17 protein-coding genes and 2 tRNA genes are annotated in these 18,795 nt (G+C 42.2%); all 19 read left to right on the top strand.

The genetic code is table 11. The features are described from left to right. Positions 1-19: 19 nt before the first annotated feature. The 19 genes from NSQ17_RS00325 to tilS all read left to right on the top strand — a co-directional run bounded on the left by NSQ17_RS00325 (position 20) and on the right by tilS (position 18,782). Entirely contained in the window at positions 20-973 is a 954-nt protein-coding gene (locus tag NSQ17_RS00325) for a ribose-phosphate diphosphokinase (protein WP_003217907.1), read from the top strand. A 138-nt stretch (positions 974-1,111) separates the two neighbouring features. Continuing rightward, the gene (locus tag NSQ17_RS00330; RefSeq protein WP_017359319.1) at positions 1,112-1,738 is read left to right on the top strand and encodes a 50S ribosomal protein L25/general stress protein Ctc; all 627 of its coding nucleotides are present in this window, start codon (positions 1,112-1,114) and stop codon (positions 1,736-1,738) included. Between the two features lie 140 nt (positions 1,739-1,878). Further along, entirely contained in the window at positions 1,879-2,445 is a 567-nt protein-coding gene (gene pth / locus NSQ17_RS00335) for an aminoacyl-tRNA hydrolase (RefSeq protein WP_144668535.1), read from the top strand. 55 nt (positions 2,446-2,500) lie between these two features. Then, positions 2,501-2,731, top strand: coding sequence for an anti-sigma-F factor Fin family protein (locus NSQ17_RS00340; RefSeq protein WP_003217967.1), 231 nt, complete (start codon positions 2,501-2,503; stop codon positions 2,729-2,731). A 67-nt stretch (positions 2,732-2,798) separates the two neighbouring features. After that, positions 2,799-6,332: a transcription-repair coupling factor gene (gene mfd, locus NSQ17_RS00345; RefSeq protein ID WP_342467730.1), complete on the top strand. Its 3,534-nt coding sequence runs from the start codon at positions 2,799-2,801 to the stop codon at positions 6,330-6,332. 139 nt (positions 6,333-6,471) lie between these two features. Continuing rightward, a complete protein-coding gene (gene spoVT, locus NSQ17_RS00350) occupies positions 6,472-7,008 on the top strand; it encodes a stage V sporulation protein T (protein WP_007496196.1) in 537 nt (178 codons plus the stop codon). Between the two features lie 204 nt (positions 7,009-7,212). Next, on the top strand, positions 7,213-8,817 hold the full coding sequence (locus NSQ17_RS00355) for a polysaccharide biosynthesis protein (RefSeq protein WP_342467731.1): 1,605 nt from the start codon (positions 7,213-7,215) through the stop codon (positions 8,815-8,817). Continuing rightward, positions 8,807-10,291: a nucleoside triphosphate pyrophosphohydrolase gene (gene mazG, locus NSQ17_RS00360; protein ID WP_342467732.1), complete on the top strand. Its 1,485-nt coding sequence runs from the start codon at positions 8,807-8,809 to the stop codon at positions 10,289-10,291. Before NSQ17_RS00355 ends, mazG begins: the two co-directional genes overlap by 11 nt. After that, a complete protein-coding gene (locus tag NSQ17_RS00365) occupies positions 10,288-10,548 on the top strand; it encodes an RNA-binding S4 domain-containing protein (protein WP_008341839.1) in 261 nt (86 codons plus the stop codon). The genes mazG and NSQ17_RS00365 overlap by 4 nt, the downstream gene beginning before the upstream one ends. 74 nt (positions 10,549-10,622) lie before the next feature. Then, positions 10,623-10,931, top strand: a complete 309-nt coding sequence (gene yabP, locus NSQ17_RS00370) for a sporulation protein YabP (protein ID WP_007496190.1) — start codon at positions 10,623-10,625, stop codon at positions 10,929-10,931. Beyond that, positions 10,928-11,566, top strand: a complete 639-nt coding sequence (gene yabQ / locus NSQ17_RS00375) for a spore cortex biosynthesis protein YabQ (protein ID WP_146271839.1) — start codon at positions 10,928-10,930, stop codon at positions 11,564-11,566. The genes yabP and yabQ overlap by 4 nt, the downstream gene beginning before the upstream one ends. A gap of 18 nt (positions 11,567-11,584) precedes the next feature. Then, on the top strand, positions 11,585-11,959 hold the full coding sequence (locus NSQ17_RS00380; RefSeq protein WP_342467733.1) for a septum formation initiator family protein: 375 nt from the start codon (positions 11,585-11,587) through the stop codon (positions 11,957-11,959). A gap of 82 nt (positions 11,960-12,041) precedes the next feature. Next, positions 12,042-12,440 (top strand): S1 domain-containing RNA-binding protein, encoded by a 399-nt coding sequence (locus NSQ17_RS00385; RefSeq protein WP_003217901.1) that lies wholly within the window; start codon positions 12,042-12,044, stop codon positions 12,438-12,440. A gap of 179 nt (positions 12,441-12,619) precedes the next feature. After that, positions 12,620-12,693, top strand: a tRNA-Met gene (locus NSQ17_RS00390). Positions 12,694-12,718: 25 nt separating this feature from the next. Beyond that, positions 12,719-12,790: transfer RNA gene (locus tag NSQ17_RS00395), tRNA-Glu, on the top strand. A 202-nt stretch (positions 12,791-12,992) separates the two neighbouring features. Next, entirely contained in the window at positions 12,993-15,476 is a 2,484-nt protein-coding gene (spoIIE, locus tag NSQ17_RS00400) for a stage II sporulation protein E (protein WP_025206603.1), read from the top strand. A 77-nt stretch (positions 15,477-15,553) separates the two neighbouring features. Further along, positions 15,554-16,288, top strand: coding sequence for a VWA domain-containing protein (locus NSQ17_RS00405; protein ID WP_342467734.1), 735 nt, complete (start codon positions 15,554-15,556; stop codon positions 16,286-16,288). Further along, positions 16,272-17,282 (top strand): protein kinase family protein, encoded by a 1,011-nt coding sequence (locus tag NSQ17_RS00410; RefSeq protein WP_342468075.1) that lies wholly within the window; start codon positions 16,272-16,274, stop codon positions 17,280-17,282. Before NSQ17_RS00405 ends, NSQ17_RS00410 begins: the two co-directional genes overlap by 17 nt. Positions 17,283-17,378: 96 nt before the next feature. After that, entirely contained in the window at positions 17,379-18,782 is a 1,404-nt protein-coding gene (gene tilS / locus NSQ17_RS00415; protein WP_017366442.1) for a tRNA lysidine(34) synthetase TilS, read from the top strand. The last annotated feature ends 13 nt before the right edge of the window (positions 18,783-18,795 follow it).

The following is an 18,795-nucleotide window of genomic DNA, read 5'->3' on the forward strand; positions in this document are numbered from 1 at the left end:
AAATACCCGGAGGTTTACCATGTCTAATCGTTATGCTGATGCGAATTTAAAGATATTCTCTTTGAATTCAAACCCTGAACTTGCCAAAGAAATTGCCGATCGTATCGGAGTTGATGTAGGAAAGAGCTCTGTTAAACGTTTTAGTGACGGTGAAGTCCAAATCAATATTGAAGAAAGTATCCGTGGCTGTGATTGTTATGTTATTCAATCTACTAGTGCGCCAGTAAATGAGCACATTATGGAGCTACTCATTATGGTAGATGCACTAAAACGCGCTTCTGCGAAAACGGTCAATATTGTCATCCCTTATTACGGATATGCACGTCAAGATCGTAAGGCGAAACCTCGTGAGCCAATCACGGCGAAGCTTTTTGCGAACTTACTTGAAACAGCAGGTGCTACACGTGTCATTGCACTTGACCTTCATGCGCCGCAAATCCAAGGTTTCTTTGATATTCCAATCGATAACTTAATGGCTGTGCCAATCTTAACAAACTATTTTGAACAGAAAAACTTGAATGATATCGTTGTTGTGTCTCCTGACCACGGTGGTGTTACGCGTGCGCGCAAAATGGCGGACCGCCTGAAAGCACCAATCGCAATTATCGACAAACGTCGTCCGAAGCCGAACGTGGCTGAAGTGATGAACATCATTGGGAACATTGAAGGCAAAACGGCGATTCTCATCGATGATATCATTGATACAGCTGGTACGATTACACTTGCTGCAAATGCACTTGTGGAAAATGGAGCGGCTGAAGTCTATGCTTGTTGTACTCACCCAGTATTGTCTGGACCAGCAGTAGAACGTATTACAAACTCTAAAATTAAAGAATTAGTTGTGACAAACAGTATTCACTTAACAGATGACAAGAAAGTTGGAAAATTCATTCCGCTTTCAGTTGGGCCTTTGCTTGCAGAAGCCATCATCCGTGTACATGAAGAAGAATCTGTGAGCTACCTTTTCAGCTAATTTTCTAATTGAAAAAGGCCCTAGGCATCAGCTTGGGGTCTTTTTGCTGTGATAAATGAAAGGCAAACATGTTTAAAATGATTCAGTTATGGGTATTTATGAAAGTAGTGACAAAAAAGAAATAGGATGGTGCTGAATATGGCAACTTTAAAAGCAAATAAAAGAACTGATTTCAAACGTTCCACACTGCAAAAAATCCGTCATTCAGGACACGTTCCTGGTGTCATATACGGAAAAAATACAGACAACCTGGCTGTTTCATTAGACAGTATTGATTTATTAAAGACATTACGTGATGAAGGAAAAAACACAATCATCACATTAGACGTTGGCGGTGAAACAAAATCTGTGATGGTAACAGAACTGCAAACAGATCCGTTGAAAAATGAGCTTGTCCACGCTGATTTCCAAGTGGTCGACTTACAGCGAGAAATTGACGCAGATGTACCTGTACAACTCATTGGCGAATCCAAAGGTGTAAAGGATGGCGGTGTGCTTCAGCAGCCACTATTTGAGCTATCCATTACAGCGAAACCAAAGGATATCCCGCAAAATATTGAAGCTGATATTACAAACTTAGAAGTAAATGACGTACTAACAGTTGGTGATCTGACTGTTCAATCTACGTATCAAATTAATAATGATCCAGAAGAAGTTGTTGCTTCGATCTTACCGCCTCAGCAATCAGAGGTTCCTGAGCCAGATAGTGAAGAGGAAACGCAAGAGCCTGAGGCCATTAAAGAAAAAGATGACAGCGAAGAATAACTGGTCAATTAGAGACGTAACCCTCCCGCGGTTACGTCTTTTGTGCTAGAATGAAAAGAATTCATACGTTTTGCATGAGGCAATCACATTGGCTCATTTTTTAGGCGTGTGCATGTGCGACAAAGGAGGTTATTGGTTTCATGATTGCGTTCGTTGGATTGGGTAATCCAGGAAAAGAATATGAAAAAACAAGACATAACGTCGGGTTTATGACAATAGATGAACTATCAAAAAAATGGGACATCCCATTAAATCAATCAAAATTCCATGGACAATATGGAACTGGGTTTGTTTCGGGGCAAAAGGTTCTACTTGTGAAGCCTCTTACATATATGAACTTATCAGGGGAATGTGTGCGTCCGCTGATGGATTACTATGATATTCCCCTTGAACATTTGAAGGTCATCTATGATGATCTTGATTTGCCAACGGGCCGGATTCGTTTGCGTACTAAAGGAAGTGCAGGCGGACATAACGGAATCAAATCGTTGATTCAGCATTTAGGTTCACCAGAGTTTGACCGATTCCGTATCGGCATCGGCCGTCCACAAAACGGCATGAAGGTCGTCGATTACGTACTAGGACGCTTCTCAGAGGAAGAACAGCCTGATATCTCATTTGCTATTCAAGCATCTGTTGAAGCTTGTGAAGCCGCTTTAACAAAGCCATTTTTAGAAGTGATGAATGATTTTAACAAGAAGGTATAAGAATGATAAGCAAGGCACATACTGATCATAAAATCTCAGCATGGGAGGATCACGTATGGCTTTGCACTATTACTGCCGGCACTGTGGTGTAAAGGTTGGCAGTCTAGATGAATCCGCTGTCCAAAGTGAAGCACTTGGATTTCATCACTTAACAAATGAGGAAAGAAACGATATGATTTCTTATAGGGAAAATGGTGATTTACATGTACAAACCATTTGTGAGGATTGCCAAGAGGCGCTCGAAAGAAATCCTGATTACCATCAGTATCATACCTTTATTCAATAAAAAGCTTTGGTGTAGATAATAGACCAAAGCGTTTTTCTGTTTTAAACAAGCAGGGAGGAGGAGCCAAATGAAAAATATACAATCATTTATCAAACAAAGTGATGATTTTCAGTCCATTTTTAATGGGCTAAAGGAAGGTTTAAAAGAACAACTGCTCGCCGGACTATCAGGCTCCGTCAGATCTTTATTTACAGCCGCCATATCAGACGAATTAAAGCGGCCGATGTTTATTGTGACACACAACTTATATCAAGCACAGAAGGTCACAGATGATCTAGCAAGTGTGATGCCAGATCGCTCGGTCCTTCTTTATCCTGTCAATGAACTCATTGCATCTGAAATTGCTGTGGCAAGCCCGGAGCTTAGAGCGCAGCGTCTTGATGTATTGAATCGTCTCGCGAATGGAGAAAATCCGATTGTCGTGACCCCAGCAGCTGCAGTGCGTAGAATGCTTCCTCCTGTTGAGCTCTGGAAGGAGAGTCAGATCCATTTAAAGGTTGGTGAAGAAATTGATTTGGAGGCGTTTTCAAAACAACTCGTGCAAATCGGTTATGACCGGACGTCCATGGTCGCTGCGCCCGGAGACTTTAGTGTGCGCGGAGGAATTATTGACATTTATGCGTTAACGGAAGACCACCCGATCCGTATTGAGCTGTTTGATACAGAAGTGGATTCTATTCGGTCCTTCCACTCTGACACGCAGCGTTCATTGGAAACACTTCAAGAAATCAAGATTGGCCCGGCGAAAGAGATGATTGTAAGAGGGCCTGAACGAGTGAGAGCGATTGAACAGCTTGACGAAGGTCTTGCCAGCAGCTTAAAGAAATTCAACTCGGATAAACAAAAAGAACTGCTCCATCAGAATATTTCTGCTGATCGTGAGAAGCTGCTAGAAGGTATTGTGACACAAGAAATGACGAAGTATCTGTCCTATTTCTATGAAAAGCCTGCTAGTTTGCTAGATTATACATCGCAGGATACGGTAATCATTCTAGATGAAATCAGCAGAATTCAGGAGATGGAAGAACAGCTTGAACAGGAAGAAGCAGATTGGACAATTAGTCTGCTGGAAGAAGGGAATATCCTGCATGATCTAGCCCTTTCCTTCCCATTTCAAGAGCTGTTCAATCAGCAATCGAGATCGATTCTGTACTATTCCTTATTTTTGAGACATGTTCAGCAGACCAATCCGCAAAATATCGTCAATGTATCTAGTAAGCAAATGCAGAATTTCCATGGGCAGATGAATGTGCTTGCAAGTGAAATTGAACGCTACAAAAAGCAGAATTATACGGTTGTCTTTTTAGGTGCGGATGAAGAGCGGACAGAGAAGCTGTCATCTGTCTTGCATGATTATGACATTGAAGCAGCTCTTGCTAAACCTGATGCTGAGCTTGTCAGCGGGCAAGTATATATTTTACAAGGTGAGCTGCAAACAGGTTTTGAACTGCCTTTATCCAAAATTGCTGTCATTACAGAGGGTGAACTTTTCAAGAAACGTGTGAAGAAGCAGGCACGTAAGCAAAAGCTGACGAACGCAGAGCGAATCAAAAGCTATTCAGAGCTGCAAGTGGGCGATTACGTGGTGCACATTAACCACGGGATCGGTAAGTATTTAGGAATTGAAACGCTTGAAATTGGCGGCATTCATAAAGATTATTTAAATATTCATTATCAAGGAAGCGACAAGCTTTATGTCCCTGTTGAACAAATTGATCAGGTGCAGAAGTATGTTGGGTCAGAAGGAAAAGAACCAAAGCTATACAAACTAGGCGGTAGCGACTGGAAGCGCGTGAAGAAAAAAGTAGAATCATCTGTGCAGGACATTGCAGATGATCTAATTAAGCTGTACGCAGAACGTGAAGCAAGCAAAGGGTATGCCTTCTCGCCTGACCATGAGATGCAGCGCCAGTTTGAATCTGCATTCCCTTACCAAGAAACAGACGATCAAATTCGCTCGATTCATGAAATCAAGCAAGACATGGAGCGGGAGCGCCCGATGGATCGTCTGCTTTGTGGAGATGTGGGCTATGGAAAAACAGAGGTGGCGATTCGAGCGGCCTTCAAAGCCATTGCTGACGGGAAGCAGGTGGCACTGCTTGTACCAACAACGATCTTAGCGCAGCAGCATTTTGACACGATTATGGACAGATTCCAAGACTATCCTGTTAAAATCGCTCAGCTTAGCCGCTTCCGTACACGAAAAGAAACAACAGAAACCTTAAAAGGGCTGAAAAACGGAACGATTGATATGGTCATTGGGACGCATCGTCTTCTTTCAAAAGACATTGTGTACAAGGATTTAGGACTGTTAATTATCGATGAAGAGCAGCGCTTCGGTGTGACGCATAAAGAGAAAATTAAACAAATGAAAGCCAATATTGATGTGCTGACGTTAACGGCAACGCCAATTCCTCGTACGCTTCATATGTCGATGCTTGGCGTACGTGACTTATCTGTTATTGAAACGCCACCTGAGAACCGTTTCCCAGTTCAAACCTATGTTGTCGAGTACAATGGTGCGTTAGTTAGAGAAGCTATTGAGCGAGAACTGGCAAGAGGCGGTCAAGTGTACTTCCTTTATAACCGAGTGGAGGATATTGAACGAAAAGCAGATGAAATCTCGATGCTTGTTCCAGACGCAAAAGTAAGCTACGCACACGGGAAAATGAGTGAGAACGAGCTGGAATCCGTGATGATTAATTTCCTAGAAGGTGAATCGGATGTACTCGTCAGTACAACCATTATCGAAACGGGCGTAGACATACCAAATGTGAACACGCTCATTGTTCACGATGCTGATAAAATGGGGCTTTCGCAACTGTACCAGTTAAGAGGACGAGTTGGGCGCTCGAATCGTGTGGCCTATGCTTATTTCACTTATCGAAAAGATAAAGTGCTTTCTGAAGTAGCAGAGAAAAGACTTCAAGCTATTAAAGAATTCACTGAGCTCGGATCAGGCTTTAAGATTGCGATGCGTGACTTAACGATTCGAGGAGCAGGAAATTTACTTGGTGCTCAGCAACATGGATTTATTGATTCTGTTGGATTCGACCTTTACTCTCAAATGCTGAAAGAAGCCATTGAAGAAAGAAGAGGCGATACGACTGCTCAAGAAAAATTTGAGCCGGAAATTGATCTCCAAATTGATGCCTACATTCCAGATAGCTATATTTCTGATGGCAAACAAAAGATCGAGATGTATAAACAGTTTAGAGCGATTGGATCTATAGAAGAGCGGAAAGAGCTTCAAGATGAAATGATTGACCGATTCGGAGAATATCCGCAAGAAGTGGCTGATTTGTTCACGATTGCGACGATGAAGGTGTACGCTGTGCAGGAACGTGTCGAGTTGATCAAGATGGAGAAAGGCATTGTCAGACTCACTCTCGATGAAAAAGCAAGCAGCGACATCGATGGTCAAAAATTATTTGAGCTTGGCAGTCAATATGGACGTGATATCGGTCTTGGCATGGAAGGCAGCAAGCTGATTATTTCTGTCCAAACAAAAGGCAAGAAAACGGAGGAGTGGCTTGAAGTCGTTCTTCGTATGCTTCGAGGTCTTCAAGATGTGAAAAAAGAAACCATTCCATCTTCATAAAATTTTGTTGGTCTCTCGTGTATATTACGTTTGATGTGACGGATACTAATCTCAGGGTCAAGTGGTGAATGTTGCATAAAGTGGACGCTTTTGTTCCATTCACCCAACACATCATCAAACGAAAGAGAGGCAGCAGTGAATGAAAGCAACTGGAATTGTACGCCGCATCGATGATCTAGGTAGAGTGGTTATACCGAAGGAGATTCGCAGAACATTGCGTATCCGGGAAGGAGATCCACTTGAGATTTTTGTCGACCGCGATGGAGAAGTCATTTTGAAGAAGTATTCACCGATTAGTGAGCTAGGAGACTTTGCGAAGGAATATGCTGATGCTTTATTCGACAGTTTGGGTCATTCTATCCTCATCTGTGATCGTGATACGTATATTGCTGTATCCGGCAGTTCAAAAAAAGAGTACTTAAACAAATCCATTAGTGATTTACTTGAACGAACAATGGATCAGCGTAATTCTGTATTAGAGGACAGCAAGAAAGAAATTCAGCTTGTGGATGGTATTGATGATGATGTATCAGCCTATACCATTGCACCTATTGTTGCAAACGGAGATCCAATTGGCGCCGTCGTTTTATTTTCTAAAGAGCGTTCAATGGGAGAAGTGGAGCATAAAGCGGCAGAAACGGCAGCTGGCTTCTTAGCCCGTCAAATGGAACATTAGGTCTAATAATTCTATATCATCTTGATAAAAAGAAAGAATGCCGATGAAATCATCTGATTTTGTCGGCGTTTTTTATATGGGATGAAACAAAATAATGAATGTATCGTCTACTCCTTAGAAAGAAACGGCTCGCCAGTCACTTATGATATAATGAGTGCGTTTAAATGCAGGTATATTTTTTGATTGAACATAAAGGAGTCATCCATGAAAAATGCTGTGAATCAGCCGCATTGGCTTTTCCAAGGTGCGGTGATTTTAACCATCGCAGGCTTGTTATCAAAGGTACTGAGTGCCGTATATCGTGTCCCTTTTCAAAATATCGTAGGAGACACAGGTTTTTATATTTATCAGCAGGTCTATCCCTTTCTTGGCATTGCGATCATGCTCGGCACCACTGGTTTTCCTGTGATGGTGTCCAAGCTCCTGAGCGAGCATGGTGAGGAGAATCGCCGAATTATTACAAAGGTATCCTTGGTGTATATCACTTTGCTGAGCTTAATCTTATTTCTTTGTTTATATATAGGAGCAGGCACAATTGCGAATCTCATGGCGGACAGTCAATTAATGCTTCTCATCCAGATGAGTTCGTTTGTGTTTCTATTTCTGCCACTTACCGTGATGCTGAGGGGTGTTTTTCAGAGTGATGGGCTGATGCTCCCCACTGCGGTCTCTCAATTGGCTGAGCAGCTCATCAGAGTAGGCGTCCTGCTTGTTTTATCTTTCTATCTTGTGAGACATGGCTATTCGCTTTATGAAACAGGAGCGGGTGCGGTGTTCTCTTCTATAGCTGGAAGTGCTGCTTCACTCCTTTTGCTTCTTTTCCTTTGGCTGACCTATCGGAAGCGGTTGTCAGCGAGCAAGACATTAAAACAGGCTACACTGCGGAAAAAAGATGTGCTGAAGAGTTTGGTGCTGTATACATTGACGATTTGTGTGAGTGGATTGCTGATCCTATGGATGCAAATGATCGATGCTTTTCACTTGTATGCGCTGCTGCGCAGCTCGGGACTGAGTGAAGCAGCTGCAAAGGCGGCAAAAGGCGTATATGACCGAGGTCAGCCGTTCCTGCAGCTCGGGACGGTGTTTGCAATTAGTATCGGGACGTCTCTTGTTCCGTTTTTGTCGTCGGCCTTAAGAAAAGGGCAGCATGAAGCAATTCGTGAAAAAGTACGTACATCGTTTAAGGCAACATCGGTGCTGGGGATTGGTTCAGCTGTCGGGCTTATATGTATTTTATCGTCTGTGAACATTATGCTTTTTCGTAATGACTTAGGGACAGATGCGCTGCAAATATTTTGCATATCCATTGCCTTTACATCAATGGCGATTACGCAAACCGCTTTACTTCAGGGTCTGGGACATACCGTTTACCCGGCTGTTGTGGTCCTGATCAGTGTACTGGTGAAATGGGGGCTGACGCTGGCTCTTGTCCCGTTATTCGGCATTTATGGAGCCGCATGGTCGACTGTTTGTGGGTTTCTCGCCGCCGCTGCGCTCAATGCGGTGTATTTGAAGCATAAAGGGTGGATTTCAATAAGAGAGCTATTCCCAGTGAAAATTCTTTTATCAGCAGCATTCATGGCCGTTGTTTTAATTGGATATCAGGCATTGTTTTCTTGGGTCATTCCCTTTGAGAAACGTCCGTTTTCTGTTTTAGAGAGCCTGACTTCAGTTTTTATTGGTGGTTTCGCCTTTTTATATAGTATTCTTAAGCTAGACGTATTTACGGAAGAGGAATGGAGACTCATTCCATTAGGAGAAAAGATTTTATATTTTAAACAGATGAGAGGGAATCGAAATGGCAGGTAAGATTACAGTCGTTGGTCTTGGGGCAGGCGACATGGATCAGCTAACGCTCGGTGTATATAAGCAGCTGAAGCAGGCGAAAGAAATATACATGAGAACGCAGGATCATCCACTCACCGCAGAATTGATGCAGGAAGTCCCGTCTCTGACCTTTTTTGATGAGATATATGAAAAGCATGATCAGTTTGATGCAGTGTATGAGAAAATCACAGACATTCTCTTCCGAGAGGCTGAGGAGAAAGATATTGTTTATGCAGTACCAGGTCACCCGTTTGTAGCGGAAAAGACAGTGCAGCTTCTTGTTTCACAACAGAAGGAGCGCGGGGTTGAGGTGTACGTGGCTGGTGGACAAAGCTTTTTGGATGCGACGTTTAATTCCTTACAGATTGACCCAATTGAAGGGCTGCAATTCGTTGACGCAGGGGATATGAGAGCGGATGATCTGAAGTTGACCCAGCATGTGCTGATCTGTCAAGTATATGATCAGATGACAGCCTCGAATGTGAAGCTGACCCTCATGGAAAAGCTACCTGACGATTATGAAGTCTTTATCGTAACGGCAGCTGGAAGCAGTCAGGAACAGATTACAGGTGTTCCTTTATTTGAACTTGATCGAGATGTGTCGATAAATAACTTAACGAGTGTTTATGTGCCTCCAATCCAAGATGAAAAGCTACTCTATCAACAATTTGACACTTTCCGTGAAGTCATTCGTACATTAAGAGGTCCTGGCGGCTGTCCTTGGGATCAAAAACAAACGAATGAGTCGCTCAAACCATATTTAATTGAAGAATGTTATGAGTTGCTGGAAGCCATAGATGAAGACGATCCAGATCATATGGTTGAAGAACTCGGAGATGTACTGCTTCAAGTTTTACTCCATGCCCAAATTGGTGAAGATGATGGTTATTTCTCAATGGATGACGTCATCCAGCATGTCACAGAAAAAATGATTCGACGACATCCGCATGTGTTTGGTGATACGGATGTGTCTGAAGCATCAGATGTCGTCGCCAACTGGGAAAAAATCAAGCAGCAGGAAAAACCGGAGCGTGCAGCATCTATTTTGCAATCCATTCCAACGACACTTCCAGCTTTAACAAAAGCTTATAAGCTCCAAAAGAAAGCAGCGAAAGTGGGCTTCGATTGGACAGAAGTAGAGGATATTTGGAACAAATACGAAGAGGAAAAGCAGGAATTCCTTGTGGAAGTGGCAGAGAAAACGGATGAAGGTGCAACAAAGCAGATGAAGGATGAATTTGGGGATCTTTTATTTGTTCTCGTCAACATCGGCAGATTTTATCACCTAGAGCCTGAAACCGCCCTCTCTTCTGCAAACACAAAATTTATGCGGCGCTTTCAGCATATTGAACAAAAAGCAAAGGACATAGGGCGTTCACTAGAGGACTTGACCCTAGAAGAAATGGACGATCTGTGGAACGATGCCAAACGCATAGAAAGAGGTGAACATACATGAGACTAGATAAATTCTTAAAAGTGTCTCGTTTAATCAAAAGAAGAACATTGGCAAAAGAAGTAGCCGATCAAGGGAGAATTTCCATTAATGGCACGCAGGCGAAAGCCAGCTCTGACGTGAAAGAAGGGGACGAGCTTCAAATTCGCTTCGGCCAAAAGCTTGTGACTGTTCAAGTCAACGAGTTAAAAGACACAACGAAAAAAGAAGAAGCTGCTGGCATGTATACCGTGCTAAAAGAAGAGAAAACAGCAGAATAGGGCTTGTTCTAAATGTCCCGCCTGTCACATACAATGCAGTAACAATGCAAGTATGAGATATGGGGGATGTATAAATGAATCAATATTATAATCAACCTCAAGGCACGAAGTTGTCATCAGAAGCCGAGCATCATGTCACAATGCGCAACAGAAAGCATTTAGATATTACCGGGGTCAAACAAGTCGAGAGCTTTGATAATGAAGAATTTCTGCTTGAGACTGTCATGGGAGTCCTCGCCATTCGCGGAGAAAATCTGCAAATGAAAAACTTAGATGTAGAAAAGGGCGTTGTGTCCATTAAAGGGCGTGTCTTTGACTTAATCTATGTAGATGAGCAGCACGGGGAGAAAGCTAAAGGATTTTTTAGCAAGCTGTTTAAATGACACTGACGGTCCAGTTTTATACGATGCTTTCGATGGCGGCGATGGGCATCTGGCTGGGCGCATCGCTGGATACGTACAAGCTGTTTGTGAACCGGGAAAAAACAGCAAAATGGCTGCTGGCCATTCACGACCTCCTTTTTTGGGTGGTGCAGGGTCTCTTATTTTTTTATGTCCTGCTGCTGACCAATGAGGGAGAATTCAGGCTTTATATTTTTCTAGCTGTTGCTTTAGGTTTCTCGATGTACCAGGCATTGATGAAACAGCTTTATATGAACATCCTCAAGTTTGTGATGAGGTGTATTTATCAGACTGTTCTCGTCCTGAAAAGGCTGATCATGTCGATGGTTTTCCAGCCCATTCGCTGGATCGTTGGTTTGATCATAAGTGCTCTTCTGTTCTTGTTCCACTCGCTGTTACGCCTTGTTCGTTTTGCGTTTCGACTCGTGTGGAAGGTGCTGTATATTGTTTGTTATCCGCTTATTTGGTTACTCAATGTAACCATTATTCATCGAATTCCCGAAAAATGGCGAACATCAATGAGGTTGTTTTTCTCAAAAGGAGCAGGAATTTTACAAGGGATCAAGAAAGTATCTCGTACCATGAAAACGAAATGGAAACAATTCTGGACAAAGTAAGAGAGGAGGCCTTCATCCTTGAACGAGAGAAAAAGAAATATCGCACAAATTCAAAATGATTATCAAAAACAAATGGAACAGCAAGCGCAGCGCCTAAAACGCAAACGCCGGGGACTCCTTAGAAGGCTTACCGTGTTTGGAGTCATTGTGCTCATGTTTGCTGTTTTGGTAACAAGTGCCTTCTGGTCGCAATCGTCTGCATTGAAAGAAAAAGAAGAGAAGAAGGTTGCGCTTGAAAAAGAATTGAAGCAATTACAAACAAAGCAGGAAGATATTTCTGATGAAATCAAAAAGCTGAAAAGCAAAGAATACGTACTCGAACTGGCACGACGGGACTATTATATGTCTAAAAAAGGCGAAAAAATCTTTGATGTGGGCAATAAGAGCGATTAGCCTTGTTGACACTTAAAATTCAGTTTATGTATAATTGAACAAATGAGATTTTTTTATAAGTCTAAGGAGGAGCACTTTTTTTATGTCGATTGAAGTTGGCAGCAAGTTACAAGGGAAAGTTACGGGCATTACAAATTTTGGAGCTTTTGTGGAGTTGCCAGGCGGTTCAACTGGTCTCGTTCATATCAGTGAGGTAGCCGATAACTATGTAAAAGATATTAATGAGCATTTAAAAGTCGGTGAACAAGTTGAAGTGAAAGTGATTAACGTTGAAAAAGACGGTAAAATCGGCTTGTCCATTAAAAAAGCAAAAGATCGTCCTCAACAACAACAATCAAGACCGAGCAGAAATGATTTCCGTCCGAAGGAATCGTTTGAGCAAAAAATGAACAAATTCTTAAAAGATAGTGAAGACCGCTTAACATCTTTAAAACGTAACACGGAATCAAAACGTGGGGGACGCGGAGCAAGAAGAGGTTAACTTGTTGCTGCTTTCTATATATCTTTCACAACAAAGCACCTGCTGTTTAGCGGGTGCTTTTTTTCAATACAAATTCAACGTTTTTTGTGATTTCGCCATTTAATTTAAAACTTTCTATTGACGGACAAGCGAATCCTTTGTATTATAGTTCTTGTGCTTCTTAGCGCATTTTATATTATGGCGGTGTAGCTCAGCTGGCTAGAGCGTACGGTTCATACCCGTGAGGTCGGGGGTTCGATCCCCTCCGCCGCTATCCTTTTAAAAAGAACGATAAGCAAGGCCCGTTGGTCAAGCGGTTAAGACACCGCCCTTTCACGGCGGTAACACGGGTTCGAATCCCGTACGGGTCATCTTCCAAACAGCTTTCTATAGGAAAGCTGTTTTTTTGTGCTTTCGTAAAATTCTGATGAAAGACATCGACTTTCAAGAAAGTATGCCTTTTTGGCAAATAAAGCGTCGAACGTTTTATGGAAACGACAACTTCTTTTGACAAAATTTCTTTTTCACCTTCGCTATAATGCAAGCAACGAATATCAGGTGGGGGATGAAAAGATGGAAAAACTAGAAAGAAGAACTGATTTAACGGGAGCCGGGTTTGAAAGAATCAGTGCAGGGTTAAAAAAGATGAAAAACCTGTTTCTTCATCATACGCATTCTCTTTTTTTCTATAAAGGGTTTATTTATGTTGTTCTGGGCTTTTTATTGGGACGAGCCTTTATCTTATCTGAAATTATGCCGTTTGCATTGCCTTTCTTTGGGTCCATGCTGCTCATTAAAAGGGATAAAGCAATGCTTGCTTGTCTTGCTTTACTCGCTGGAGCGATGACGATATCACCTCAAAATGCATTATTCGTGTTTGCGTCATTGATCGTATTCCTCCTCATGTCAAAGGTCGTTTCATTTATCATCAAAGACCCAGTGAAAACATTACCGGTTGTGATTGTGCTCTCAATGCTGATGACCAGGGGAACTTTTGTTTACCTCGAGCAGGGTGCGGTTCAAAGCTATGACTATGTGATGGCGGGGGTTGAAGCTGGACTTGCCTTCATTTTGACACTGATTTTTCTTCAAAGTTTGCCGATTTTTACAGTCAGGAAAATCAAACACTCTTTAAAGGTTGAAGAAATTATTTGCTTTATGATATTAATCGCTTCAGTTTTAACAGGTCTGGCTGGGATCACATTTCAAGGAATGCAGGCAGAGCATATTTTGTCACGATATGTAGTGCTGAGCTTTGCCTTTATTGGAGGAGCGAGTATTGGTTGTACAGTGGGTGTTGTAACTGGATTAATTCTTGGTCTCGCCAACATCGGCAACCTTTATCAGATGAGTCTGCTTGCCTTTTCGGGCTTATTAGGCGGATTACTAAAAGAGGGGAAAAAAGCAGGAGCCGCCATCGGCTTGATTGTGGGTTCTTTACTAATCTCCCTCTACGGTGAAGGGTCAGCAGGGCTAATGACAACGCTATATGAATCACTCATCGCAGTTGCACTGTTTTTGCTCACGCCACAGTCAGTAACGTCCAAGGTGGCAAAATATATTCCTGGTACGGTAGAGCATGTACAGGAACAGCAGCAATATGCCAGAAAAGTAAGAGACGTGACAGCAAAAAAGGTAGATCAATTCTCTAATGTATTTCATGCGCTGTCTGAGAGTTTTGCGACATTTTACGAATCCATTCCTGAGGAGAAGAAGCAGGAAGAGGATGTAGATCTTTTTTTAAGTACGATCACAGAACGTTCCTGTCAAACGTGCTATAAGAAAAATAAATGCTGGGTGCAGAACTTTGATACAACCTATGAACTCATGAAACAAGTTATGCATGAATCTGATGAAAAAACGTACGAGCATAACCGGAAGTTGAAAAAGAAATTCAGTCAGCACTGCTCAAAATCAAAGCATGTAGAAGAATTGATTGAAGAGGAGATAGCTTACTATAAAGCAAATCAGACCTTAAAGAAAAAGGTCCAAGACAGCAGGCGCCTTGTCGCCGAACAACTGATGGGTGTCTCACAAGTCATGGAGGATTTTTCCCGGGAAATAAAACGAGAAAGAGAGCAGCATTTTATTCAGGAAGAGCAGATGATAGAAGCACTTCAGAACTTTGGAATTGAAATTCAGCAAGTTGAAATTTATAGCTTAGAACAGGGAAATGTTGATATAGAGATGAGAATTCCTTATTGCCAAGGTCATGGGGAATGCGAAAAAATCATTGCTCCAATGCTCTCGGATATTTTAGAAGAACAAGTTTTAGTCAAAGCAGAGCAGTGTGCGGAGCATCCAACAGGTTATTGTCATGTTGTATTCGGTTCTGCAAAATCGTATCGAGTATCTACAGGTGTAGCACATGCAGCGAAAGGCGGAGGATTAGTATCAGGAGACAGCTACAGCATGATGGAGCTGGGTGCAGGTAAATATGCCGCAGCTATTAGTGATGGGATGGGAAATGGAGCAAGAGCCCATTTTGAAAGCAATGAAACGATCAAGCTGTTAGAAAAAATCTTGGCGTCTGGTATTGATGAAAAAGTAGCGATTAAAACGATTAATAGCATTTTATCTTTACGGACAACAGATGAAGTCTATTCCACATTAGACTTATCCATCATTGATTTACAGGATGCGAGCTGTAAGTTCCTCAAGATTGGCTCCACCCCAAGTTTTATTAAACGTGGTGATCAAGTGATGAAGGTACAGGCCAGCAACTTGCCTATTGGCATTATTGATGAATTTGAAGTAGAAGTGGTGAGTGAACAGATGAAGGCAGGAGATCTCCTTATCATGATGAGCGACGGTATCTTTGAAGGACCAAAGCATATCGAAAATCATGATTTGTGGGTCAAACGAAAAATGAAGAGCTTTAAAACAGAAGATCCGCAAGAGATTGCTGATTTATTAATGGAGGAGGTCATTCGCACAAGAGCAGGTCAAATCGATGACGATATGACGGTTGTCGTTATTAGGCTCGACCACAATACACCAAAATGGGCATCCATTCCGACAGGTACATTCTACCTTCAGAAACAAGAGATTTCTTGAAATATCGTATAATATGAATTTCTTCTGGCGATGATGGGGGATATAAGCATTCAGTTACAATCCCAGGAGGAATGAAGATGCGAAAAGGTCACGTAAACCAAATCTTACTGATTACAGATGGCTGCTCAAATCATGGGGAAGACCCACTTGCGATTGCCGCATTGGCAAAGGAGCAAGGGATCACAGTCAATGTCATTGGCATTATGGAAGAGAACAGACACGATCATGAAGCGATGAAAGAAGTAGAGGGGATTGCTCTAGCAGGCGGAGGCATTCATCAGGTTGTCTACGTTCAGCAATTGTCTCAAACCGTACAAATGGTTACAAAAAAGGCAATGACGCAAACGTTACAAGGTGTTGTGAATAAAGAATTGCAGCAAATTCTTGGCAAAGATACTGAAATTGAAGAACTTCCCCCAGATAAGCGTGGAGAAGTGATGGAGGTTGTGGACGAGCTCGGTGAGACGGTTCATCTTCAAGTGCTTGTGCTTGTGGATACGAGTGCAAGTATGAAACCGAAGTTGCCAACGGTCAAAGAAGCACTCATCGATCTCTCTATTAGTCTAAATTCGAGAATTGGTGAAAATCAGTTTGGGATGTGTGTATTTCCCGGGAAAAACTCAGATGCAGAAATTGTGTTGAACTGGACGCCACGGTTCGATTCGTTATCATCGATTTTCCCGAAGCTGACAACAGGAGGAATTACACCGACAGGACCAGCAATTCGAGAAGCACTCCAGCATTTCAAATCAGTTCGTTCACGAAAAGGGCTGCTTGAAGCGAAGGAAGAATATGATGAATTCGGCTTCTAACATCCCATTAGGTACAATGATAAAGGGAAAGTGGCATCACCAACATTACCGCATTGTAAAAGAGCTGGGAAAAGGGGCGAACGGTGTGGTTTATCTGGCCGAATCGCCAAAGGGACAAGTGGCCCTTAAAGTGAGTGATGACAGTATGCTCATTGCATCTGAAGTCAATGTATTAAAATCCTTTTCAAAGGCTCCTGTGAAAACCATGGGGCCTTCTTTTTATGATATGGATGATGCTCTTTATCCTGGAATGTCAGAGAAACGGTCGTTTTATGTCATGGAGTATGTCAGAGGTCCATTGCTGCTTGAATTTGTGAAACAAAAAGGCGATGAATGGATCGTCGTTCTCATGATTCAACTGTTGTCTAACCTTGCTCACTTACATAAGGAAGGCTGGATCTTCGGTGACTTGAAGCCTGATAATCTCATCGTTTCAGGACCCCCAGCTACGATTCGTTGTATTGATGTTGGAGGAACAACGAAGGCAGGAAGGGCGATTAAGGAATACACCGAGTTTTTTGACCGCGGCTACTGGGGCTTCGGTACAAGAAAAGCAGAACCTTCTTATGATCTATTTGCCTTAAGTATGGTCATGGTGAACTGTGCCTATAAAAAAGAATTTAAAAAAGGGGCAGAACCAGAAAAGCAGCTTTATCGAGCGATTGAAGGACATCCTTTATTAAAGCGATATGAGAGGGTGTTAAAAGCGGCTCTCCAAGGCAAATATCAATCAGCGGCAGACATGAAAAGCGCGATGTTGAAAGAAGGACAATTGCTTGCTTCAAGAAAAACACGACAAAAGAAGCCATCACAGCAAAATAGGCAAAAGTCAGCTGTTTCCCAACATCAACAGGCCGCACCTTCACGATCAAGAGCTGCTGCTGCGAAAAGAACATCAGTACGCAAAAAATCAGGCGGTCTTTTTGAAACCATTCTCATCTTATGCAGTGTGCTCGCTCTTTACTGTGCCTATGTGGTTTTATTCCTATTATAGAGCTGTAAAAAAGCAGGCTTCTTCTTTGCTTGGAGCTAATGAAAGTGATAGGATATGTATATCTTTAAATTACCTGCTCTTTGTGAGGAGGAAGTTGTGAATAGAATTGAATCTTTTTTGAAAAAACATGATGTTTTCCTTGAAAATACGACAGTCATTGTCGGGGTTTCTGGCGGACCAGATTCTATGCTCTTGCTGCATGAACTAAACAAACGTCGAAAAGGTTCCTTTCAGCTGATTGCAGCCCATGTAGATCACATGTTCAGAGGAGAAGAATCCTTTGCTGATTTGGCATTTGTTGAAGCGTACTGTAAAGAGCATGAGATCCTTTTTGAATCGGCTCGTATACAGGTCACCCAATATGCAAAAGAAAACCGCTTAAACAAACAGGCAGCTGCAAGAGAGTGTAGATATGCTTTCTTTCGTCAATTGATGGAACAGTACAACGCTCAATTTATAGCGCTTGCACATCATGGAGACGATCAAGTAGAAACAATGGTGATGAGGCTGACAAGAGGGACTGTTGGAATAGGACTCGCAGGTATGCAAGCAAAGCGCCCTTTTCAAGAAGGGTGGCTGATTCGTCCGCTGATTGGATATTCTAAGGATGATGTACTCACTGCTTGCGAAAAAGAACAAGTTCCTTATGTCATTGATCAAAGCAATCACACCGATGACTACTTGAGAAACCGGATCAGAAGACACGTTCTTCCCGTGTTAAAAGAAGAGGCACCTCATGTGCATGAAAGCTTTCAGTTTGTAAGTGACATGCTGACTGAGGATGAGCAGTACTTGCAGGCATTAACAAAGGATCAAATGCATCAAGTCATTACGAATCAAACGCCTAAGCAAATTGAGATCAAAACGAAGCCTTTGCTTGACCTGCCTTTGCCTTTACAAAGAAGAGGCATTCAACTAATATTAAACTATCTTTATGAAAACACTCAATCAGCGTTTTCAAACCAGCATATTCTAGGGACTTTGGACTGGTTATCTCATACTGATCAACCGTCTGGATCATTAGATTTGCCAAAAGGTTTACAAGCTGTCAAATCTTATGATCACTGTATGTTTACCTTTGAACGATCGCTTGTCATAGATCAGTCATATACTCATCATTTAAAAGGTGAGCTTGGCGAGGAACTTTTTCTCCCGAATGGACAGTCTATCTTGGTATCAAATCATGTTCCGAAGGATGCACGGAACGGAAACCATTTTTTCTTGCTTCAAAAAGATCATGTTCGTCTTCCTTTGATCATTCGCTCACGAAAAAACGGTGATCGAATCAAACTTAAAGGGATGAATGGATCAAAAAAGGTGAAAGATATATTTATTGATAAAAAAGTGCCTCTTGCAGAAAGAGACAGCTGGCCGATCGTCACTGACTCGGATCATCAAATCATCTGGATCCCAGGTCTGAAAAAATCCGTTTTTGAAGAAATTGATATGACAAACAGCGATCTCATTGTATTACAATATAGACAGCACGAAAATTTGTAGGGGGCAAGCAAAA

Origin of the sequence: Bacillus sp. FSL W8-0629 (assembly GCF_038593225.1) — a bacterium.
Lineage (GTDB): Bacteria > Bacillota > Bacilli > Bacillales > Bacillaceae > Bacillus > Bacillus altitudinis.